15 protein-coding genes are annotated in these 18,858 nt (G+C 71.5%); 11 read left to right on the plus strand and 4 right to left on the minus strand.

All coding sequences use genetic code 11. From position 1 onward, the window contains the following. Positions 1–9: 9 nt before the first annotated feature. Together ACFWYS_RS23260 and map are read right to left on the minus strand one after the other, a co-directional pair. Positions 10–2,565: an ATP-dependent Clp protease ATP-binding subunit gene (locus ACFWYS_RS23260; RefSeq protein WP_384772110.1), complete on the minus strand. Its 2,556-nt coding sequence runs from the start codon at positions 2,563–2,565 to the stop codon at positions 10–12. A 238-nt stretch (positions 2,566–2,803) separates the two neighbouring features. Further along, the gene (gene map, locus ACFWYS_RS23265; protein ID WP_384772113.1) at positions 2,804–3,571 is read right to left on the minus strand and encodes a type I methionyl aminopeptidase; all 768 of its coding nucleotides are present in this window, start codon (positions 3,569–3,571) and stop codon (positions 2,804–2,806) included. Positions 3,572–3,646: 75 nt separating this feature from the next. Between map and ACFWYS_RS23270 the strand changes: the two genes are divergently transcribed. The 9 genes from ACFWYS_RS23270 to ACFWYS_RS23310 all read left to right on the plus strand — a co-directional run bounded on the left by ACFWYS_RS23270 (position 3,647) and on the right by ACFWYS_RS23310 (position 14,947). Beyond that, positions 3,647–3,907, plus strand: coding sequence for a helix-turn-helix domain-containing protein (locus ACFWYS_RS23270; RefSeq protein WP_384772116.1), 261 nt, complete (start codon positions 3,647–3,649; stop codon positions 3,905–3,907). Between the two features lie 130 nt (positions 3,908–4,037). Continuing rightward, positions 4,038–5,819 (plus strand): hypothetical protein, encoded by a 1,782-nt coding sequence (locus ACFWYS_RS23275; protein ID WP_384772119.1) that lies wholly within the window; start codon positions 4,038–4,040, stop codon positions 5,817–5,819. 204 nt (positions 5,820–6,023) lie between these two features. Further along, a complete protein-coding gene (locus ACFWYS_RS23280) occupies positions 6,024–6,866 on the plus strand; it encodes a nitrilase-related carbon-nitrogen hydrolase (protein WP_384772122.1) in 843 nt (280 codons plus the stop codon). Further along, on the plus strand, positions 6,863–8,146 hold the full coding sequence (locus ACFWYS_RS23285; protein WP_384772125.1) for an aspartate aminotransferase family protein: 1,284 nt from the start codon (positions 6,863–6,865) through the stop codon (positions 8,144–8,146). The genes ACFWYS_RS23280 and ACFWYS_RS23285 overlap by 4 nt, the downstream gene beginning before the upstream one ends. Positions 8,147–8,188: 42 nt before the next feature. Beyond that, complete coding sequence (locus ACFWYS_RS23290; RefSeq protein ID WP_384772128.1) at positions 8,189–9,772, plus strand: PucR family transcriptional regulator; 1,584 nt, start codon at positions 8,189–8,191, stop codon at positions 9,770–9,772. Positions 9,773–9,927: 155 nt separating this feature from the next. Continuing rightward, complete coding sequence (locus ACFWYS_RS23295) at positions 9,928–10,770, plus strand: nitrilase-related carbon-nitrogen hydrolase (RefSeq protein ID WP_384772131.1); 843 nt, start codon at positions 9,928–9,930, stop codon at positions 10,768–10,770. A 31-nt stretch (positions 10,771–10,801) separates the two neighbouring features. Continuing rightward, positions 10,802–12,205 carry a dihydropyrimidinase gene (gene hydA, locus ACFWYS_RS23300; RefSeq protein WP_384772133.1) on the plus strand — a complete coding sequence of 468 codons (1,404 nt, stop codon included), beginning with the start codon at positions 10,802–10,804 and terminating at the stop codon, positions 12,203–12,205. Positions 12,206–12,216: 11 nt separating this feature from the next. Beyond that, positions 12,217–13,239: a TIGR03842 family LLM class F420-dependent oxidoreductase gene (locus ACFWYS_RS23305; RefSeq protein ID WP_384772136.1), complete on the plus strand. Its 1,023-nt coding sequence runs from the start codon at positions 12,217–12,219 to the stop codon at positions 13,237–13,239. Positions 13,240–13,399: 160 nt separating this feature from the next. Continuing rightward, on the plus strand, positions 13,400–14,947 hold the full coding sequence (locus ACFWYS_RS23310; RefSeq protein ID WP_384772139.1) for an NCS1 family nucleobase:cation symporter-1: 1,548 nt from the start codon (positions 13,400–13,402) through the stop codon (positions 14,945–14,947). 68 nt (positions 14,948–15,015) lie between these two features. Here the strand turns inward: ACFWYS_RS23310 and ACFWYS_RS23315 are convergent, their stop codons facing one another. Both ACFWYS_RS23315 and ACFWYS_RS23320 read right to left on the minus strand, forming a co-directional pair. Continuing rightward, on the minus strand, positions 15,016–15,690 hold the full coding sequence (locus ACFWYS_RS23315; protein WP_384772142.1) for a hypothetical protein: 675 nt from the start codon (positions 15,688–15,690) through the stop codon (positions 15,016–15,018). Between the two features lie 150 nt (positions 15,691–15,840). Then, positions 15,841–16,848, minus strand: coding sequence for a carboxymuconolactone decarboxylase family protein (locus ACFWYS_RS23320; protein WP_384772145.1), 1,008 nt, complete (start codon positions 16,846–16,848; stop codon positions 15,841–15,843). 166 nt (positions 16,849–17,014) lie between these two features. Here ACFWYS_RS23320 and ACFWYS_RS23325 point away from each other — a divergent pair, with 166 nt between their 5' ends. Both ACFWYS_RS23325 and ACFWYS_RS23330 read left to right on the plus strand, forming a co-directional pair. Beyond that, positions 17,015–18,118: a sensor histidine kinase gene (locus ACFWYS_RS23325; RefSeq protein ID WP_384772148.1), complete on the plus strand. Its 1,104-nt coding sequence runs from the start codon at positions 17,015–17,017 to the stop codon at positions 18,116–18,118. Further along, positions 18,115–18,819, plus strand: a complete 705-nt coding sequence (locus ACFWYS_RS23330; RefSeq protein WP_384772151.1) for a response regulator — start codon at positions 18,115–18,117, stop codon at positions 18,817–18,819. The genes ACFWYS_RS23325 and ACFWYS_RS23330 overlap by 4 nt, the downstream gene beginning before the upstream one ends. Positions 18,820–18,858 lie beyond the last annotated feature (39 nt).

The following is an 18,858-nucleotide window of genomic DNA, read 5'->3' on the forward strand; positions in this document are numbered from 1 at the left end:
GAGACAGGATCAGAGCTGGGGGGGGGGCGGCAGGTCCTCCGTACGGAAGACGAGCCGCCCGTCCTCCACGTCCACCGTCACCCGGCCGCCCGCGCCGATCCGGCCGTCCAGGAGGAGCCGGGAGAGCTGGTTGTCGACCTCCCTCTGGATGGTGCGGCGCAGCGGGCGGGCGCCGTACTCGGGCTGGTAGCCGCGCTCGGAGAGCCAGTCGACGGCCGCGGCGGTGAAGTCGACCGCGACGCCCTGCGCGTGCAGCAGCCGGCGGGTCTTGTCCAGCAGCAGATTGGTGATCCGCTCCAACTGGTCGTGGGTCAGCTGGCGGAAGACCACGATCTCGTCGATGCGGTTGAGGAACTCGGGCCGGAAGTGATCGCGCAGCGGCCGCAGGACCCGCTCGCGCCACGCCTCCTCGTCGGCCTCCCCGGCTCCCGCGCCGAACCCGATGCCGGAGCCGCCCCGGCTGATCGCGTCGGAGCCCAGGTTGCTGGTCATCACGATGACCGTGTTGGTGAAGTCGACGGTCCGGCCCTGGGAGTCGGTCAGCCGGCCGTCGTCCAGGACCTGGAGCAGGATGTTGAAGACGTCGGGGTGGGCCTTCTCCACCTCGTCGAGCAGCAGCAGCGAGTACGGGTGCCGGCGAACCACCTCGGTGAGCTGGCCGGCCTGCTCGTGCCCGACATAGCCGGGCGGGGCGCCGACCAGACGGCTGACGGTGTGCCGCTCCTGGTACTCGCTCATGTCCAGCCGGACCATCCGCTCCTCGCTGCCGAACAGCGCCTCGGCGAGCGCCCGGGCCAGCTCGGTCTTGCCGACGCCGGTCGGGCCGAGGAAGAGGAAGCTGCCGATCGGCCGGTCGGGGCTGGCGAGTCCGGCCCGGGAGCGCAGCACCGCGTCGGAGACGACGCGCACCGCCTCGTCCTGTCCGACGACCCGCTCGTGCAGATGCTCCTCCAGTCCGAGCAGCCGGTCCTTCTCCTCCTCGGTGAGGCTGCTGACCGGGATGCCGGTCTGCCGGGACACGACCTCGGCGATGGCCTCGGCGGTGACCTCCAGGTCGATGCCCTCGTCGACGTCCTCGTCACCGGACGAGTCCGCGATGCGCTGCTTCAACTCGGCGATACGGTCGCGCAGCTGGGTCGCCTGCTCGTACTGTTCGTCGGCGACCGCCTGGTCCTTGTCCCGGGTCAGCTGCTCGACGTCGCGCTCCATGGCCCGTACGTCCGTGCCCTTGGTCCGCGCGCGCAGCCGTACCCGGGCGCCCGCCTGGTCGATCAGGTCGATCGCCTTGTCCGGGAGGCGGCGGTCGGTGAGATAGCGGTCGGACAGCTCGACGGCGGCGACGAGCGCCTCGTCGCTGTAGCGGACCTGGTGGTGGGCCTCGTACCGGTCGCGCAGGCCGCGCAGGATCTCGATCGCGTCGCCGGTGGTCGGCTCGGGGACGAGGATCGGCTGGAAGCGGCGGGAGAGCGCCGCGTCCTTCTCGATCCTGCGGTACTCCTCCAGGGTCGTCGCGCCGACGATGTGCAGTTCGCCGCGCGCGAGGGCCGGTTTGAGGATGTTCCCGGCGTCCATGGACCCGCCCTCGCCGCCGCCCCCGGCGCCGACGACGGTGTGCAACTCGTCGATGAACACGATCAGTTGGTCGGAGTGCGAGCGGATCTCGCCCACGATGTTGGTGAGCCGCTCCTCGAAGTCGCCCCGGTAGCGGGTGCCCGCGACCACGGCCGTCAGGTCGAGGGCGACCACCCGGCGTCCGCTGAGCACGTCGGGCACGTCGCCGTCGGCGATCCGCTGGGCGAGGCCCTCCACGATCGCCGTCTTGCCGACGCCCGCGTCGCCGATCAGCACCGGGTTGTTCTTGCCGCGCCGGGAGAGCACCTCGATGGTCTGCTCGATCTCCTCGTCCCGGCCGATCACCGGGTCGATACCGCCCTGGCGGGCGAGGTCGGTGAGATCGCGGCCGTACTTGTCGAGGGTGGGCGTACCGGTGTCGACGCGCGGGCGCTGGTCGGCGCGGGGCCGGGGCCGCTCGGCGTCCGCCCCCTCGGGCGGCATGCCCGAGGGGGCGAAGCGGGCCGCGTTCAGGATGTGCCCGGCGGCCGAGTCGGGGTTCGCGGCGAGGGCGCTGAGCACATGCTCCGGGCCGATGTAACCGGCGCCCCGCGCGCGAGCCAGGTCGTGCGCGTCGAGCAGGGCACGCTTGGCGGCCGGCGTGAGGGAGAGCGAGGTCGGTGGCGGGGCCTCGCCCGGCGGGTGCTGGACCGGGCCCGAGCGCTCGTCGATCTCCGTCGCCAGTGAGTCCGGGTCCGCGCCCGCCCGGGTGAGCAGACTCCGGGTCGGTTCCGCCGACAGCGCGGCGCGCAGCAGATGCTGGGTGTCCAGATCGCGGCTGCCGTGCTCGGCGGCGTACTGGGCGGCGCCGCGCACCAGTTCCCGGGCCGGCTGGCTGAGCAGACGCCCGATGTCGATCTGGCGGGGGCCGGGGCGTGGTCCGCCGAAGAAGCGGGCGAGGAACTCCCCGAAGGGGTCGTAGTCTTCCGGACCACCATTGAAACCGCTGGTCATGGCGTTCCCATCCGGCGTCCCTGCGCGGGCAGGGTCGCCCTCGCTGATCGACGTGCCGGAGTCGGGTAACCCGGCCGGACGCCGGTTACACCTGGCCGCGCGTTCGTAGAACACCTTCGCACGAACGGTGGCCGGGGGCACCTCCAGGGAACGCGGGAGCCCGGGAGCACGCCGGCCCCCGGGCCCGCGGCGCGGCAGCGCCCGTGCGGCGCCCGTTCGACGACCGCTCAGCGCCCGCTCAGCGCGCCGTCAGGATCCGCGGCCCCGCCTCCGTGATCGCCACCGTGTGCTCCGCGTGGGCCGCGCGGGAGCCGTCGTTCGTGCACAGGGTCCAGCCGTCCGGCGCCGCGTGGTAATCGTCCCTGCCGCTCGCGATGACCATCGGCTCGATGGCGAGGACCATGCCGCGCCGCAGCGCCATGCCCCGGCCCGGACGTCCCTCGTTCGGCACCCCGGGGTCCTCGTGCATCTTGCGGCCGATGCCGTGCCCGCCGAAGCCGTCCGGGATGCCGTACCCGGCCGTCCGGCACACCGAACCGATCGCATGCGCGATGTCGCCGATACGGTTGCCGACCACGGCCGCCTCGATGCCCGCCGCCAGCGCCCGCTCCGCCGTCTCGATCAGCCGTACGTCCGCCGGGCGCGCCCTGCCGACGGTGAAGCTGATCGCCGAGTCACCCGCCCAGCCGCCCAGTTCGGCACCGCAGTCGATGGAGACCAGGTCGCCGTCGCGCAGGCGGTAGCCGGTCGGGATGCCGTGCACGATCGCGTCGTTCACCGAGGCGCAGATGACGGCGGGGAACGGGGTGGGGGCGAAGGAGGGGCGGTAGCCGAGGAAGGGCGAGGTCGCCCCCGCGCCGCGCAGCACCTCGCGTGCGACCTCGTCCAGCTCCAGCAGGGAGACCCCCACGTCGGCGGCCTTGTGCACGGCCGTGAGGGCCTGGCCGACGACCTGTCCGGTCTCGTACATCGCATCGATCGACGTGTCCGTCTTCAGTTCCACCATGCCAATTACTATACCGGTATTTGAATGGGGATCGCTCCATGGGAGGTGTTCGGGGGCGGTATTAGAATGGGCGCCATGGTGCGCACCCCTCTCACCCCCGAAGAGCGCGAACGCGGCGAACGGCTCGGCCGATTGCTCCGCGAGGCCCGCGCGGGCCGCAGCATGGCGGAGGTCGCGGCAAGCGCCGGCATCTCCGCCGAGACGCTGCGCAAGATCGAGACGGGGCGTGCTCCGACCCCGGCCTTCTTCACGGTCGCCGCGCTCGCACAGGCCCTCGGACTGTCCATGGACGAGATCGCCGGACGCTGCACACCGGTCGCCGAGGCCGCCGCCTGACCGCTTCGCACGTCACGTTCCGGCAGCTCCGGCGTACTCTGCGTTCAGTCCGAAAACTTCCCGTAGCGCGTTCGTAACATGGCTGGTGTTGCCTAACGGACCGGAGCACTCCGGTCTGGCGGGAGTCGAGATGTCAGTGGATCAACTCCCGGCTCGGATACGGGAGTTCGTGGACTACCTGGACGGCCTGCTGGCGCGCCTGGATCAGGGCGGCGGCTGGTGCGGGGTGTTCTGGCAGCGTGACCCCGAGGGCATGCAGGCCTGCCTCGACGGACGTGAGATGCCGCCCTGGGACGTGCTGGAGTCCCTCCTGCACGACCTCGCCGCCCAGTACGGCCCCGGTGGGGCCGGCCCCGAGACGGAACGCGCCCGCGCCCTGCACGCCGCCGCCCTCGCCGCGTACGACGCCCGGCCCGGTGGCCGCGACGCCCTCGGTGACCGGCTCGACGTCATGCTCCGCGAACAGCGCTACGCCGCCGAACGGCAGGCGGAACTGGGCCGTTCGCTCGCCGCCGCCACCAGCCGGGAGGAGGCCGACGCCGTCCGCCTCGACCTCGCCTGGGCCCGCGACGACCACGAACGCGCGACCGCCCGGTGCGCCGAACTCGGGGCCCGGGTGGCCGACCTGGACCGACGGGCGGCCGACGGCCGGGCCGGGGCGATACGGCGGGACCGGCTGGGCGAGGGGTCCGTGTTCCGCGGGGACGACCGGTTCGGAGGCGCGGAGCACCGGGACCACCTGGTCGGGCGGGACGGCGTCCGGGACGATTGGCCGGTCGGGGGCGAGGGGTTCCGGGCCGGGGGCTCCGAGCGAGACGGGTTCGGGGGCGGCCGTTCCGAGGGCGCCGGGTCCGCGGCGGACGGTTCGCAGCCGAGCCGGACCGGCCCCTACGGCGGTGGGGGCCACGGCATGTCGCAGCAGCGCGACCAGCGGTCGCCGAACGAGGCGGCGGACTGGTTCGAAGGACGAGAGGCGGCTCCTCGCCGGCATCCGCAGAGCCTGGACCGCCCCGCAGACCACCCCCTGAACCACACGGCCCGGACCGCCCCGGCACCGTCCGACCGGCCGGAGGCCCAACCCGCCCCCACCCCCGCCCCCACTCCCGCCCCGTCCGGCGACCACGCTCAGGCCCCCTCGGCCGACTCCGCCCCCGCCCCCACCGCCAAGCAGCGCAAACGCCGCCGCGGCGGTGCCCGCTTCGCCGGGATGGTGGAGGAGGAGGCCGCCCCCGTCGTCGTACCGCCGACCGCCGAACCCGTCCTCCCCACCCTCCCCGCTCAACCCGCCACCACGCGCCGCACTCCACGCGGGGCCAGGTTCGCCGGGGCCGCCGACGAGGTGCCCGCGAGTCCGCAGCAGTCGCGGGCCGAGCCGATGGGCGCGGAGGAGCGGCGTGAGGTGGCCCGGACCGTGGAGACGATCGTGCGGATGCGTGCCGAGGGGCGCGGCGGTGAGGCGCATGTGCTGCTGGTGGAGGCCGCGTACTGGCCCGCCGTCCGCTTTCCGGCGCTCGCGGCCGACATGGAGCGCGCCGGGCTCGGCGCCGACTGGGCCACCCTGCTGTGGGAGGCCGCCTCGCTGCCGGCCCAGCGGCTCGTCGCCGCCGCCGACGCACTGACCGCGGCCGGGCGGACCGGCGACGGGGAGCAGATCCTGCGGCAGGGCGTGGCGCGGCCCGCGGGCGAGATCGGACAGGCCGTGCTCGCGCTGGTCGGCGAGGGGCGCCGCCGCGAGGTGCGTGCGCTGCTCGACGCGTACGTCCGGGTCCGCACCCCGGAGGAGGCCGCCCGCAGTGTCGCGCCGGAGCCGCGGACCCTCGTACCGCTTCTGCTGGAGGCCGCCCAGGGCGTCTCGGACGAGCGGCACTGGGACCTCGTCCATGCGCTGCGGGTGGCGGGCTTCACGGCCTGAGCGGCCGGGCGCCGGGGGCCCCGCACCACGGTGGGACACCCGTCCCACCGGCCCCATCCCTCACCCACTGGAGGGTGAAACGTGATCGACTCAGCGGGTTAACGACGATGGTCTTGGCAAGGCTGTTCCGGGGGCTTACTTTCAAGCCTCTACGGCCCCCTCTACGGGCGTAGAGGCTCTGACGTCCCGTCGAAGGAGCAGCTCATGGCCAACGTCGTACGCGCCGCACTGGTCCAGGCCACCTGGACCGGCGACACCGAGTCCATGGTGGCGAAACACGAGGAGCACGCCCGGGAGGCGGCCCGGCAGGGCGCGAAGATCATCGGCTTCCAGGAGGTCTTCAACTCTCCCTACTTCTGTCAGGTCCAGGAGCCGGAGCACTACCGCTGGGCCGAGCCGGTCCCCGACGGGCCCACCGTGCGTCGTATGCAGGAGCTGGCCCGCGAGACCGGCATGGTCGTCGTGGTGCCGGTGTTCGAGGTCGAGCAGTCGGGCTTCTACTACAACACCGCCGCCGTGATCGACGCCGACGGCACCTACCTCGGCAAGTACCGCAAGCACCACATCCCCCAGGTCAAGGGCTTCTGGGAGAAGTACTACTTCAAGCCGGGCAACATCGGCTGGCCCGTCTTCGACACCGCCGTGGGCAAGGTGGGCGTCTACATCTGCTACGACCGCCACTTCCCGGAGGGCTGGCGGCAACTCGGGCTCAACGGCGCCCAGTTGGTGTACAACCCGTCGGCCACCTCACGCGGTCTGTCGTCCTACCTGTGGCAGCTGGAGCAGCCTGCCGCGGCCGTCGCCAACGAGTACTTCGTCGCCGCGATCAACCGCGTCGGACAGGAGCCGTACGGCGACAACGACTTTTACGGGACGAGCTATTTCGTCGACCCCCGTGGGCAAGTAGTCGGCGAGGCCGCCAGCGACAAGAGCGAGGAACTCGTCGTGCGCGACCTCGACTTCGACCTGATCGAGCAGGTGCGGCAGCAGTGGGCCTTCTACCGCGACCGCCGCCCCGACGCCTACGAAGGACTGGTGCAGCCGTGACCAAGGACCTGCTGGGACGCCACCGCGCCGTCATGCCGGACTGGCTCGCCCTCTACTACGAGGAACCGCTGGAGATCACCCACGGCGAGGGCCGCCATGTGTGGGACGCCGAGGGCAACCGGTACCTCGACTTCTTCGGCGGCATCCTCACCACGATGACCGCGCACGCGCTGCCCGAGGTGACCAAGGCGGTGAGCGAACAGGCCGGGCGGATCGTCCACTCCTCCACCCTGTACCTCAACCGGCCGATGGTCGAACTCGCCGAGCGCATCGCCCGGTTGAGCGGCATCCCGGACGCCCGCGTCTTCTTCACCACCTCCGGCACCGAGGCCAACGACACCGCCCTGCTGCTCGCGACGGCCTATCGGCAGAGCAACACGATCCTCGCGATGCGCAACAGCTACCACGGCCGCTCCTTCAGCGCGGTCGGCATCACCGGCAACCGCGGCTGGTCGCCGACCTCGCTGTCGCCGCTGCAGACGCTGTACGTCCACGGCGGTGTGCGCACCCGTGGTCCGTACGCGCACCTGAGCGACGAGGACTTCATCGCCGCCTGTGTCGAGGACCTGAAGGACCTTCTCGGCCACACCCGCCCGCCCGCGGCCCTCATCGCCGAACCCATCCAGGGCGTCGGCGGCTTCACCTCGGGTCCGGACGGGCTGTACGCCGCCTTCCGGGACGTACTCGCCGAGCGCGGCATCCTGTGGATCGCCGACGAGGTGCAGACCGGCTGGGGCCGCACCGGCGACCACTTCTGGGGCTGGCAGGCGCACGGACAGTCCGGCCCGCCGGACATGCTGACCTTCGCCAAGGGCATCGGCAACGGCAGCTCCATCGGCGGTGTCGTCGCCCGCGCCGAGATCATGAACTGCCTGGACTCCAACAGCATCTCCACCTTCGGCGGCACCCAGATCACCATGGCGGCCGGTCTCGCCAACCTCTCCTATCTGCTGGAACACGATCTCCAGGGCAACGCACGGCGGGTCGGCGGGCTGCTCGTGGAGCGGCTGCGGGCCGTCGCGGCGCAGGTGCCGCAGGTACGGGAGGTGCGCGGCCGGGGTCTGATGCTGGGCGTCGAGATCACCAGGCCCGGCACCGACGACGCCGACCCGGCCGCCGCGTCGGCCGTGCTGGAAGCGGCCCGCGAGGGCGGGCTCCTCATCGGCAAGGGCGGCGGCCACAACACCAGTTCCCTGCGGATCGCCCCGCCCCTGTCCCTCACCGTCGCGGAGGCCGAGGAGGGCGCCGCGATCCTGGAGAACGCTCTGAGGAGCATCTAGCAGCATTCACCTGAACAAGGCCTGAGCAAGGGAAACACCGCCATGACCACCACCTCGGAGCCCGCGGAAGCCCTGGAGCCCGCCCTGTCGGTCCGGCAGGTCCTCACCCTGGAGCGGGTGCTCGCCGGGGAGCCCGAGGTGGTGGCCGGCGCCGGTCAGCTCGACCGGCCGGTGCGCTGGGTCCATGTCGCCGAGGCGCCGGACGTCGGGGTGATGCTCACCGGCGGCGAGATGGTGCTCACCACCGGCGTGCTGCTCGCCGGGGACGAGGACAAACAGGCCGAGTACATCCGCTCCCTGCACCGGGCCGAGGCCGCGGCCGTCGTGCTGGGGCTCGGCCGGGCCTTCCCCGCCCCGCCGGACGTGATGCGCCGGGCGGCGGAACGGTGCGGGCTGCCCATGGTCGTCCTGCACCGCCCCTTCCCGTTCGCCGAACTGACCGAGGAGGTGCAGTCCCGGCTCGTGCGGCGGAAGTTCGCCGCCGTCAGCTTCTCGGAGTCCGTACGGACCGCGCTCACCGGACTCATCACCGCGGACGCCCCGCTGCAACGGCTGCTCGACGAGGTCGCCTCGCACAGCGCCTGCCCCGTCGTCGTCACCAACCTCGCCCACCGGGTCCTCGCCACGGCGGGGGAGCGGTCGGCGGTGGACGACGTGCTGCGCGACTGGGAGCGCATCTCCCGTCAGGCCGGCGGCAGCGAGGGCGACGGCTGGATCCGCGCCGAGCTGGGCGGGCGCGGGGAGCGGTGGGGCCGGATCGTGCTGTGCGGATACCGGGGCGACACGGCCACCGGGCGGCTGCTCGCCGACCGGGCCGCCGAGGCCCTCGTGCTGCACCGCATGCTCGGCGGGAACTCCGCGCACACCTGGGAGGAGCAGTCCGCGCAGAGCCTGCTGACCGACCTCGTCAGCGGCGTCGTACCGGCACGGCAGCTGCTGCCACGCGCGCGTGCGGCCGGGCTGCCGGTCAACCGGCGTGCCTTCGTGCCGCTCGTCGTGCGGGACGTCGACCCCGGCCAACTGGAGCGCGTGCTGCGGATGCTGGGGCTGCCCGGGATCGTCGCCGAGCTCGCCGAGGGGGCGACCGCGGTCCTGCTGAGCCTCGCCCGGGACCAGGACGCCGCCGTGCTCGCGGAGAACTTCGCGGCCCGGGTGCGCTCGGAGTCGGGCGCCGCCCTGACCGTCGTGGCCGCCGCCGACGCGCGTACCGCCTGGGACGACGTACCCGCCGGAGTGCGCGAGGCCCAGCATGTCGCCGACGCCGTCGCCGACTCCTCGGCGGTCCTCGATCTCCCGGCCGTCGTCCGCCTGAGGGACGTCCATCTGCGCGGCCTGGTCCGGCTGCTGCGGGACGACCCGCAGGTCCAGTCGTTCGCGGAGCGGGAACTGGACGGGCTGCTGTGCGGCCCGGACGACGAGACGGGCGCCCTGCTCGCCGTGCTGCGCACGTATCTCGCCACCGGGCGCAACAAGTCCCGCACCGCCCAGCTCCACCATGTCTCACGGCCGGCGCTCTACCGCCGACTGGAGGCGATACAGGCGCGCCTCGGCGTCGACCTCGATGACTTCGAGCAGGCTGCCTCCGTACACATCGCGCTCCTCGCGCATGACGCGCAACAGGGGTGAAACATGCGGCGACCTGGGAAAACGGCGGTGAAACATGGGTCCACGACAGGGTGACACCGTGGCACGCCGCGCGCCCGCAGACGTGACACCGTGCAACTCAAACCGGCTCCCCGGACTTCCTACTCTCGCTGCACACCGAGCGACCGGAGGTCCCGATGAGCAGAGTGATCCGTGCCGCGATCTTCCAGACCGCCTGGACCGGCGACAAGGAGTCGATGATCCAGGTGCACGAGCAGGCGGCGCGCGACGCGGCCGCACAGGGTGCGCAGGTGATGTGCTTCCAGGAGCTGTTCTACGGGCCGTACTTCTGCCAGGTGCAGGACAAGGCGTTCTACGAGTACGCCGAACAGATCCCCGAGGGCCCGATCGTCCGGCGCTTCCAGGCGCTGGCCAAGGAGCTCGGCCTGGTCCTGGTCCTGCCGATGTACGAGGAGGAGCAGCCCGGCGTCCTCTACAACACGGCCGCGGTGATCGACGCGGACGGCTCGTACCTGGGCAAGTACCGCAAGCACCACATCCCTCAAGTGCCGGGATTCTGGGAGAAGTTCTACTTCCGCCCGGGCAACGCCGGCTGGCCCGTCTTCGACACCGCCGTGGGCAAGGTCGGCGTCTACATCTGCTACGACCGCCACTTCCCGGAGGGCTGGCGGACGCTGGGCCTCGCGGGCGCCGAGATCGTGTTCAACCCGTCGGCCACCTCGCGCGGACTGTCCTCCTACCTGTGGCAGTTGGAGCAGCCGGCCGCCGCCGTGGCCAACGAGTACTTCGTCGGCGCGATCAACCGGGTCGGCGTCGAGGAGCTGGGCGACAACGACTTCTACGGCACCTCGTACTTCGTGGACCCGGAGGCCCAGTTCGTGGGCGAGGTGGCGAGCGACAAGGAGACCGAACTGGTCGTCCGCGACCTGGACATGGCCAAGCTGCGCGAGATCCGCGACCGCTGGCAGTTCTACCGCGACCGCCGTCCCGACGCGTACTCCCCGCTGACCGCACCCTGACCGAACCGTTCACTCTGGCAGGAGAGGGACCATGAGCAGCCGTACCGTCATCCGCGGTGGTCTCGTCATCACCGCGTCCGACGAGATCCACGCCGACGTGCTGATCGAGGACGGCCGCATCGCCGCCCTCGCCGCCTCCGGCACGTCCGCGGCCGAGGCCTTCAGTGCCGAACGGGTGATAGACGCCACCGGGAAGTACGTGATCCCCGGTGGCGTCGACGCCCACACCCACATGGAGCTGCCGTTCGGCGGCACCTTCGCCTCCGACACCTTCGAGACCGGCACCCGGGCCGCCGCCTGGGGCGGAACGACCACGATCGTCGACTTCGCCGTGCAGAGCGTGGGCCGTTCCCTGCGTGAGGGCCTGGACGCCTGGCACGCCAAGGCCGAGGGCAACTGCGCTATCGACTACGGCTTCCACATGATCGTCTCCGATGTGAACCAGGAGACGCTCAAGGAGATGGACCTGCTGGTCGAGGAGGGCGTGACCTCCTTCAAGCAGTTCATGGCCTATCCGGGAGTCTTCTACTCCGACGACGGCCAGATCCTGCGCGCCATGCAGCGCTCCGCCGAGAACGGCGGCCTGATCATGATGCACGCCGAGAACGGCATCGCGATCGACGTGCTGGTCGAGCAGGCACTGGCCCGCGGCGAGACCGACCCGCGCTATCACGGCGAGGTCCGCAAGGCGCTCCTCGAAGCCGAGGCCACCCACCGTGCCATCCGGCTGGCCCAGGTGGCGGGCGCCCCGCTGTACGTCGTGCACGTCTCGGCGATGGAGGCGGTCGCCGAGCTGACACGGGCGCGTGACGAGGGCCTGAACGTCTTCGGCGAGACCTGCCCGCAGTATCTGTTCCTGTCCACCGACAACCTCGCCGAGCCGGACTTCGAAGGCTCGAAGTACGTGTGCTCGACGCCCCTTCGGCCGCGCGAGCACCAGGCCCACCTGTGGAAGGGGCTGCGGACGAACGACCTCCAGGTCGTCTCCACCGACCACTGCCCCTTCTGCTTCGTCGGCCAGAAGGAGCTCGGCCGCGGCGACTTCTCCAAGATCCCCAACGGTCTGCCGGGCGTGGAGAACCGGATGGACCTGCTCCACCAGGCCGTCGTCGACGGCCACATCTCACGCCGCCGCTGGATCGAGATCGCCTGCGCGACCCCGGCCCGGATGTTCGGCATGTACCCGAAGAAGGGCACGATCGCGCCGGGCGCCGACGCCGACGTCGTGATCTACGACCCGGGGGCCGAGCAGATCATGTCCGCCCAGACGCACCACATGAACGTCGACTACTCGGCGTACGAGGGCAAGCGGACGACCGGCCGGGTCGAGACGGTCCTCTCGCGCGGCGAACTCGTCATCACCGAGCGGGAGTACACCGGCCACGCCGGACACGGTGTCTACACGCCCCGCTCCACCTGTCAGTACCTCAACTAGGAGCGGAGTACATGGACTTCGGACTCGTCCTGCAGACCGACCCGCCGGCCTCGCGGGTCGTGAGCCTCATGAAGCGTGCCGAGCGCAGCGGCTTCGCCTACGGCTGGACCTTCGACTCCGCCGTGCTGTGGCAGGAGCCGTTCGTGATCTACAGCCAGATCCTGGCCAACACGCAGAAGCTGAAGGTCGGCACGATGGTGACCAACCCGGGCACCCGCACCTGGGAGGTCACCGCCTCCACGTTCGCCACCCTCAACGACATGTTCGGCAACCGCACGGTGTGCGGCATCGGACGCGGCGACTCGGCCATGCGCGTCGCCGGCCGCAAGCCCAACACCCTGGCCCGGATCAGCGAGGCCATGAAGGTCATCCGGGCGCTCGGCAGCGGCCGGGAGGCCGACCTCGGCGGCGGCACGGTCGTCAGCTTCCCGTGGATCAAGGAGGGCGCCGAACTCCCCGTGTGGATGGCGGCGTACGGCCCGAAGGCCCTGAAGATGACCGGCGAGGAGGCCGACGGGTTCATCCTGCAGCTCGCCGACCTGTATCTGACCCAGTACATGGTGAAGGCCGTGAAGGACGCCGCGGTCGCCGCCGGCCGTGACCCGTCCGAGGTGAAGATCTGCGTGGCCGCGCCCGCGTACGTCACCGAGGACGACTCGCCCGAGCAGCTCGCCCACGCGCGCGAGCAGTGCCGCTGGTTCGGCGGGATGGTCGGCAACCATGTCGCCGACCTGGTGTCCAAGTACGGCGAGCACTCCGCCTCCGTACCCGACGAACTCACCGACTACATCAAGGCCCGGGAAGGGTACGACTACTCCCACCACGGACGCGCCGACAACCCCGACACCGCGTTCGTGCCCGACGAGATCGTCGACCGGTTCTGCCTCATCGGCCCGGTCGAGAAGCACATCGAGAAGCTGCACGCGCTGCGTGAGCTGGGCGTCGACCAGTTCGCCGTCTACGACATGCACGACGCGCAGGAGACCGTCATCGACGCCTACGGCACGACGGTCATCCCCGCGCTCAACTCCTGACCCCAGCCCCCGAGTTCACCCGCCCACGGCTTCCCCACCCCACCCCCCACCTTGTCTCCCTCCCCGTGATCCCGGCCTCCCCGCCGTAACCGTCCCGGGGAGGGGCCCAAGGCCCCCGCACGGCCTTTCCCGTTCCCGTCCCTGATCGATTGGCCTGCCCATGACCGAAACAGTCCCCACGGGGTCGCCGATATCGCAGTACGCCGGTGCCGACGGCCGGATCGAACTCGCCCCCGAGGCGTTCCCCGCCCACAGTGCTTTCGCCAACGAGGACCTGCGTCCCGTCCCGGTCGCCGAGCGCAAGTGGACGACGTACAACTTCGCGGCCCTGTGGATCTCCATGGCCCACTGCATCCCCAGCTGGACCCTGGCCTCCGGTCTGGTCGCGCTCGGCATGGACTGGAAGCAGGCCGTCTTCACCATCGCGCTGGCCAACGTCATCGTGCTGCTGCCGATGCTGGCCACCGGGCACGCCGGACCCAAGTACGGCATACCCTTCCCGGTGCTGGCGCGGGCCTCCTTCGGGCTGCGCGGCGCCAACATCCCGGCGATGATCCGGGCGGCCGTGGCCTGCGGCTGGTTCGGCATCCAGACCTGGATCGGCGGCAGCGGCATCTTCGCCCTCGGCTCCAAGCTCACCGGCGGCCACTGGGAGAACGCGAGCAAGATCGCGGGCAATCCCTGGCCTCTGTGGCTCTGTTTCCTCCTCTTCTGGGCGCTGCAGATCGCCATCATCTACCGCGGCATGGACTTCCTGCGGCACTTCGAGAACTGGGCCGCGCCCTTCGTGATCGTCGGTGCGCTGGTCCTGCTGATCTGGATCGCCGTCAAGGCGGACGGGTTCGGCGCGCTGCTCGACCAGCCGTCGAAGCTGGGCTGGGGCGCGGACTTCTGGCCGGTCTTCTTCCCGTCCCTGATGGGAATGATTGGGTTCTGGGCCACTTTGTCCCTGAATATCCCCGACTTCACGCGCTTCGGCGCCAGCCAGAAGGCCCAGACCTGGGGGCAATCCCTGGGGTTGCCTACGACAATGACGCTCTTCGCGGTCCTCGCCGTGCTGGTCACCTCCGGTTCCGAGGCCGTCTACGGCGAGGCGATCTGGGACCCGGTGGCGCTGGCCGCCAAGACGGACAACGCCTTCGGCCTGCTCTTCGCGCTCGTCATCGTGCTCGTCGCCACGGTCTCCGTGAACATCGCGGCGAACGTCGTCTCCCCGGCGTACGACCTGGCGAACCTGGCCCCGAAGCTCATCAACTTCCGTACGGGCGCGCTGATCGCCGGTGTCGTCGGCATCCTGATCTTCCCGTGGAAGCTGATCTCCACCCCCGAGTTCTACATCTTCACCTGGCTCGGCGTCGTAGGCGGCCTGCTCGGCACGGTCGCGGGCATCCTGATCGCCGACTACTGGATCGTGCGGCGTACGGTCCTGCACCTCGCGGACCTGTACGCGCCCGGCGGCCGGTACTGGTACTCGGCCGGCTGGAACTGGCGCGCCATCGTCGCCTTCGTCGTCGGTGGCGTCCTCGCGGTCGGCGGCTCGTACTCGGGCGTCGGCGCCGACGGCACCAAGACCGGGCCCTTCCCGGCCGACGGACTGATCCCGTTCCTCAAGCCGCTCGCCGACTACGGCTGGGCCGTGGGCGTGGGCACCTCACTGCTGCTGTACGTGGTGCTGATGTCCGGACACAGGGATCGTGCCGAGGTCTGAACCGGCTCCGTGACTCGGTTGTGTGACCCGGCTCCGTGACCCGGTTCCGGAGGACGGTCGGAGGGCGGTCAGCCCTTCTGGCCGTCCTCCAGGGCGGCAACCGCCTCCTTGGCCGCCTTGATAGCGCCCTTGTTGATGTCGTCCGAGGCGGGCGCCTTCTTCGACTCGAAGTCGCTTCCGCTGTACGTGATGGAGACCAGCGCGTTGGACGAGCGGACCAGCACCACGCCCTCACGCGTCTGCTGCTTGTCCTCGGTGGAGAGGTTCACGACGGAGTAGCCCGCGTCGCCGATGCCCGGGACGTCACCGCCGCCGCTCTTGTCGGCGACGCGCTCCTTGAAGGACTCCTTCGCCGCGTCGTCCGACTGCGTGATCTCGAAGGAGACGTCCAGCCACCGGTACTCATAGCCCTTGAGCGCGTTCCACGAGCAGGTGCGGCGCAGCTTCGAGTCCGTCGAGGGGATCTCCTTGCCGGCCGTCTTGGCGCCCGGCACCAGCGACTTTATGGACTTCGAGCCCAGGCTGTCGCAGGGTGCGGGAGCGGCGGAGTACGTCTTCGACACGGCCTGAGTGGCGGGCGCCGAGGGCTCCTGCTCGCCGTCGGTCTTCTGTGTCGCCGCCCGGTCCTCGGCGGCCGGCGTCGCGGCCAGCGGTCCGGACGACAGCGCCCATCCCGCCGCGGCGAGCACGACGACGGGCGACAGTCGCGCGGTGAGGGCGATCGGCAAAGGAAGAGAACGCACGGCGCACTTTTCGTGGGGGACGGTGCGGAGGAAGTCCGCACTGCGGACGGGACGCCAGTGTCACATGACTCCCTGTGGGGCGGAAGTGCCAACTCGCTCCGTGCTGACGCCGTTACGGGACGGCCGCAATTACGTGGTGGCCTGGGCGAGTTACAGGGCCTCCTGGATGATTTGGGAGGAGATAGCGCTTTCAATTCGGTCCACGGCGAGCAAGGCGCCGTAGGCGACCAGGCGCACCAGACAGCGGTCGGTGTCCCCCGGTCGACGCCAGGCCGCCACGTCCTCGCGCGTGATCCGGTACGGCGCGAGGGCGGCCAGCAGTGCGAGGCGCGCACCGGGACGCTCCCGCCGGCCCGGGAAGCCGGGCAGGGCGAGCGGCGGATGCGCCCCGTCCCAGTCGTGGATGACCTCCTCGACGAGGTCCTGGTCGTCGGTGTCGAGCAGGTCGGCGCCCGCCAGGGCCGCCCTGAGCAGCGCCGCGTACGCGAGGCCGACGGCCGTACCGCCCGCCCAGGCGGGGGCCTCACCGGGGTCGGCGTGGTCCAGCAGCGCGAGGGCGGCACCCGGGCGGGCGGGGCGGCGGACGGTCCGGGCGAGCGAGCGGCCCGCGAGACTGCGCACCGCCCGGAACCGCTGGGCGCCGGCCGGCAGCAGGTTCTCGGTCAGCAGGGCCGAGGCGATCCGGTTGATGAAGTGGAAGGTGAGCGCGGTGCCGAGGTAGGCCGGGGCGTGCGCCCGCGGGAAGGGGTACGGCGTCAGGGCGGCGCCGGGCACACGCGTGTGCTTTCCCCAGGCCAGCAGGCGTGCGTGCGCCTCGTCGCGCGGGGCCTCTCCCCGTGCCAGCCGCTCCGCCAGCGCGTGGTCGCCGGTGGCGTGCAGCAGCACGGTGTGCGCGTCCACGCAGAACGGGCACTTGTTGGCCAGCGACACCCCGAGCGCCACCAGCTCCTTGCCGGTGCGGCTGCCGGCGCCCGCGATGAGCGACTCGCGCATCAACGCCCAGGTGGGGGCGAGGAGTTCGGGCGCCGAGGACAGGACCACGAAGGTGGAGGGTGCGGGGATCCCGAAGTCGACGGCGATCTGCGCGTACACCTCGGCGACGGTGCCTGCGGCGGACCTGGGCGGGACGGGTTCGGTGTAACGGAAGGGTGTGGACATGGCAGCAGCCTGCGCCCGCCGGGCGGCCCGGGGCGTCGTACCGGCGAAGGGAGTCGGCGCTGCGACGGCCGGGCGGGTCGGTGCCGGGTGCTACTGCGCCGGGAGTAGTCCAGGAGCCGTCCACAGGGCTGACGTCGCTGTCGGTGGCGCGGTCTAGTGTGCGGGCATGGGCGGGCAACGCATCACACGCGAGCGGTTCGCCGACGCGGCCCTCGCGGTCGTGGTCGGCGCCATCACCCTGCTTGTCGCCGTGGCGGACGGCCGTGCCGGACTCCTCGACCTGGCGCTGATCGCGGTCGGTTCACTGGCCCTCGCCGCACACCGCAGCGCCCCGCGCGTGGTGCTCGCGATCACCACCGGCTGTCTGCTCGCCGAGGTCGTCCACGCCGGACCCGCGGCCATCATGGTCCTGCCCGTCGTGGGTGCGGTGCACACGGCGGGACGGACCGGGCACCGGGGCACGGCCGCCGCTGCCGCCGCCGTCTTCCTCGGCGGATACGTGGCGGCGGGCTCGGCGAGCGCGGAGGTGGCGCGCGAGGCACTACTCCTGGCGGGCTGGTTCCTGTGTGCGGTGGTGACGGGGCTGGCCGACAGCAACTGGCAGGCCTATCTGCGCCAGACCGAGCAGCGCGCGCTGGAGGCCGAACGCACCCGGGAGGAGGCGGCGTTGCGCAGAGCGGGTGAGGAACGCCTGCGCATAGCCCGTGAGTTGCACGACTCGCTCACCCACAGCATCTCGATCGTCAAGCTCCAGGCGGGCGTCGCCGTACACCTGGCCCGCAAACGCGGCGAGGAGATACCGCCCGCGCTGCTCGCCATCCAGGAGGCGAGCGGTGAGGCGATGCGCGAGCTGCGCGCCACCCTGGAGGTCCTGCGCACGGACGAGCCGACCGGTACCCCCGCCCTGCTCGTGGAGCGGGCCCGGGCGGCCGGGCTCGCGGTCGAGCTGACGGTGACGGGGGAGGAGCGGCCGCTCGCGGCGACGGTCGACCGGGCGATGTACCGCATCGTCCAGGAGGCCCTGACCAACGCGGCACGGCACGCGGGCCCGGCGAAGGTGGGAGTCCAACTGGCTTATGGTGAGGGCGACTTGACGATCCAGGTCGAGGACGACGGCAGCGCCGACCCGTCCAGTCCGCCCACCCCCGGCATCGGTCTGACCGGCATGCGCGAACGCGTCACGGCCCTCGGCGGCACCCTGGACGCCGCCCCGCGCGCGGAGGGCGGGTTCGCGGTGCGGGCGCGGCTGCCACTGGGGGAGACGGGATGACGGGCGACGTGATCAGGGTGGCGCTCGTCGACGACCAGGCGCTGATGCGGGCGGGCTTCCGGGCCCTGCTGGACGCCGAGGACGGCATCGAGGTGGTCGGCGAGGCGGCGGACGGTGAGCGGGGCCTGGAGCTGATCCGCGCCCACATCCCCGACATCGCGCTGGTCGACGTGCAGATGCCGGTGATGACGGGCATCGAGGCGACGCGCAGAATCGCCGCGGACCCGGCGCTGGCGGCGGTCCGTGTGGTGATCCTGACGAACTACGGCCACGACGAGTACGTCTTCGAGGCCCTGCGCGCGGGCGCGAGCGGCTTCCTTCTCAAGGACACCGAACCGGCCGACCTGCTCCAGGCGATCGAGGTGGTGGCACGCGGGGAGGCGCTGCTCTCCCCGTCGGTGACCCGCACCCTGATCGGCGAGTTCGTGTCGAGGCCGCCCGACCGGGCCACCGCGCCCGGCCTGGAGTGCCTGACCCGCCGCGAACGGGAGGTGACGGCCCTGGCGGCACGGGGGCTGACGAACGAGGAGATCGCCGAGCACATGGTGATCAGCCCCTTCACGGCGAAGACGCACATCAGCAGGGCGATGACGAAGCTGGGGGCCCGGGACCGGGCCCAGCTCGTCGTGTTCGCCTATGAGTCGGGTCTGGTGGCTCCGCGCAGCCCGGACGCGTCCCCACCTGGGTTTTCGGCGCACTGAAACCGAGTTGAGGCCGATCTGAACCGCCGCGGCCACAAG

Origin of the sequence: Streptomyces sp. NPDC059010, from assembly GCF_042740355.1 — a bacterium.
In the GTDB taxonomy this organism is placed as follows: domain Bacteria; phylum Actinomycetota; class Actinomycetes; order Streptomycetales; family Streptomycetaceae; genus Streptomyces.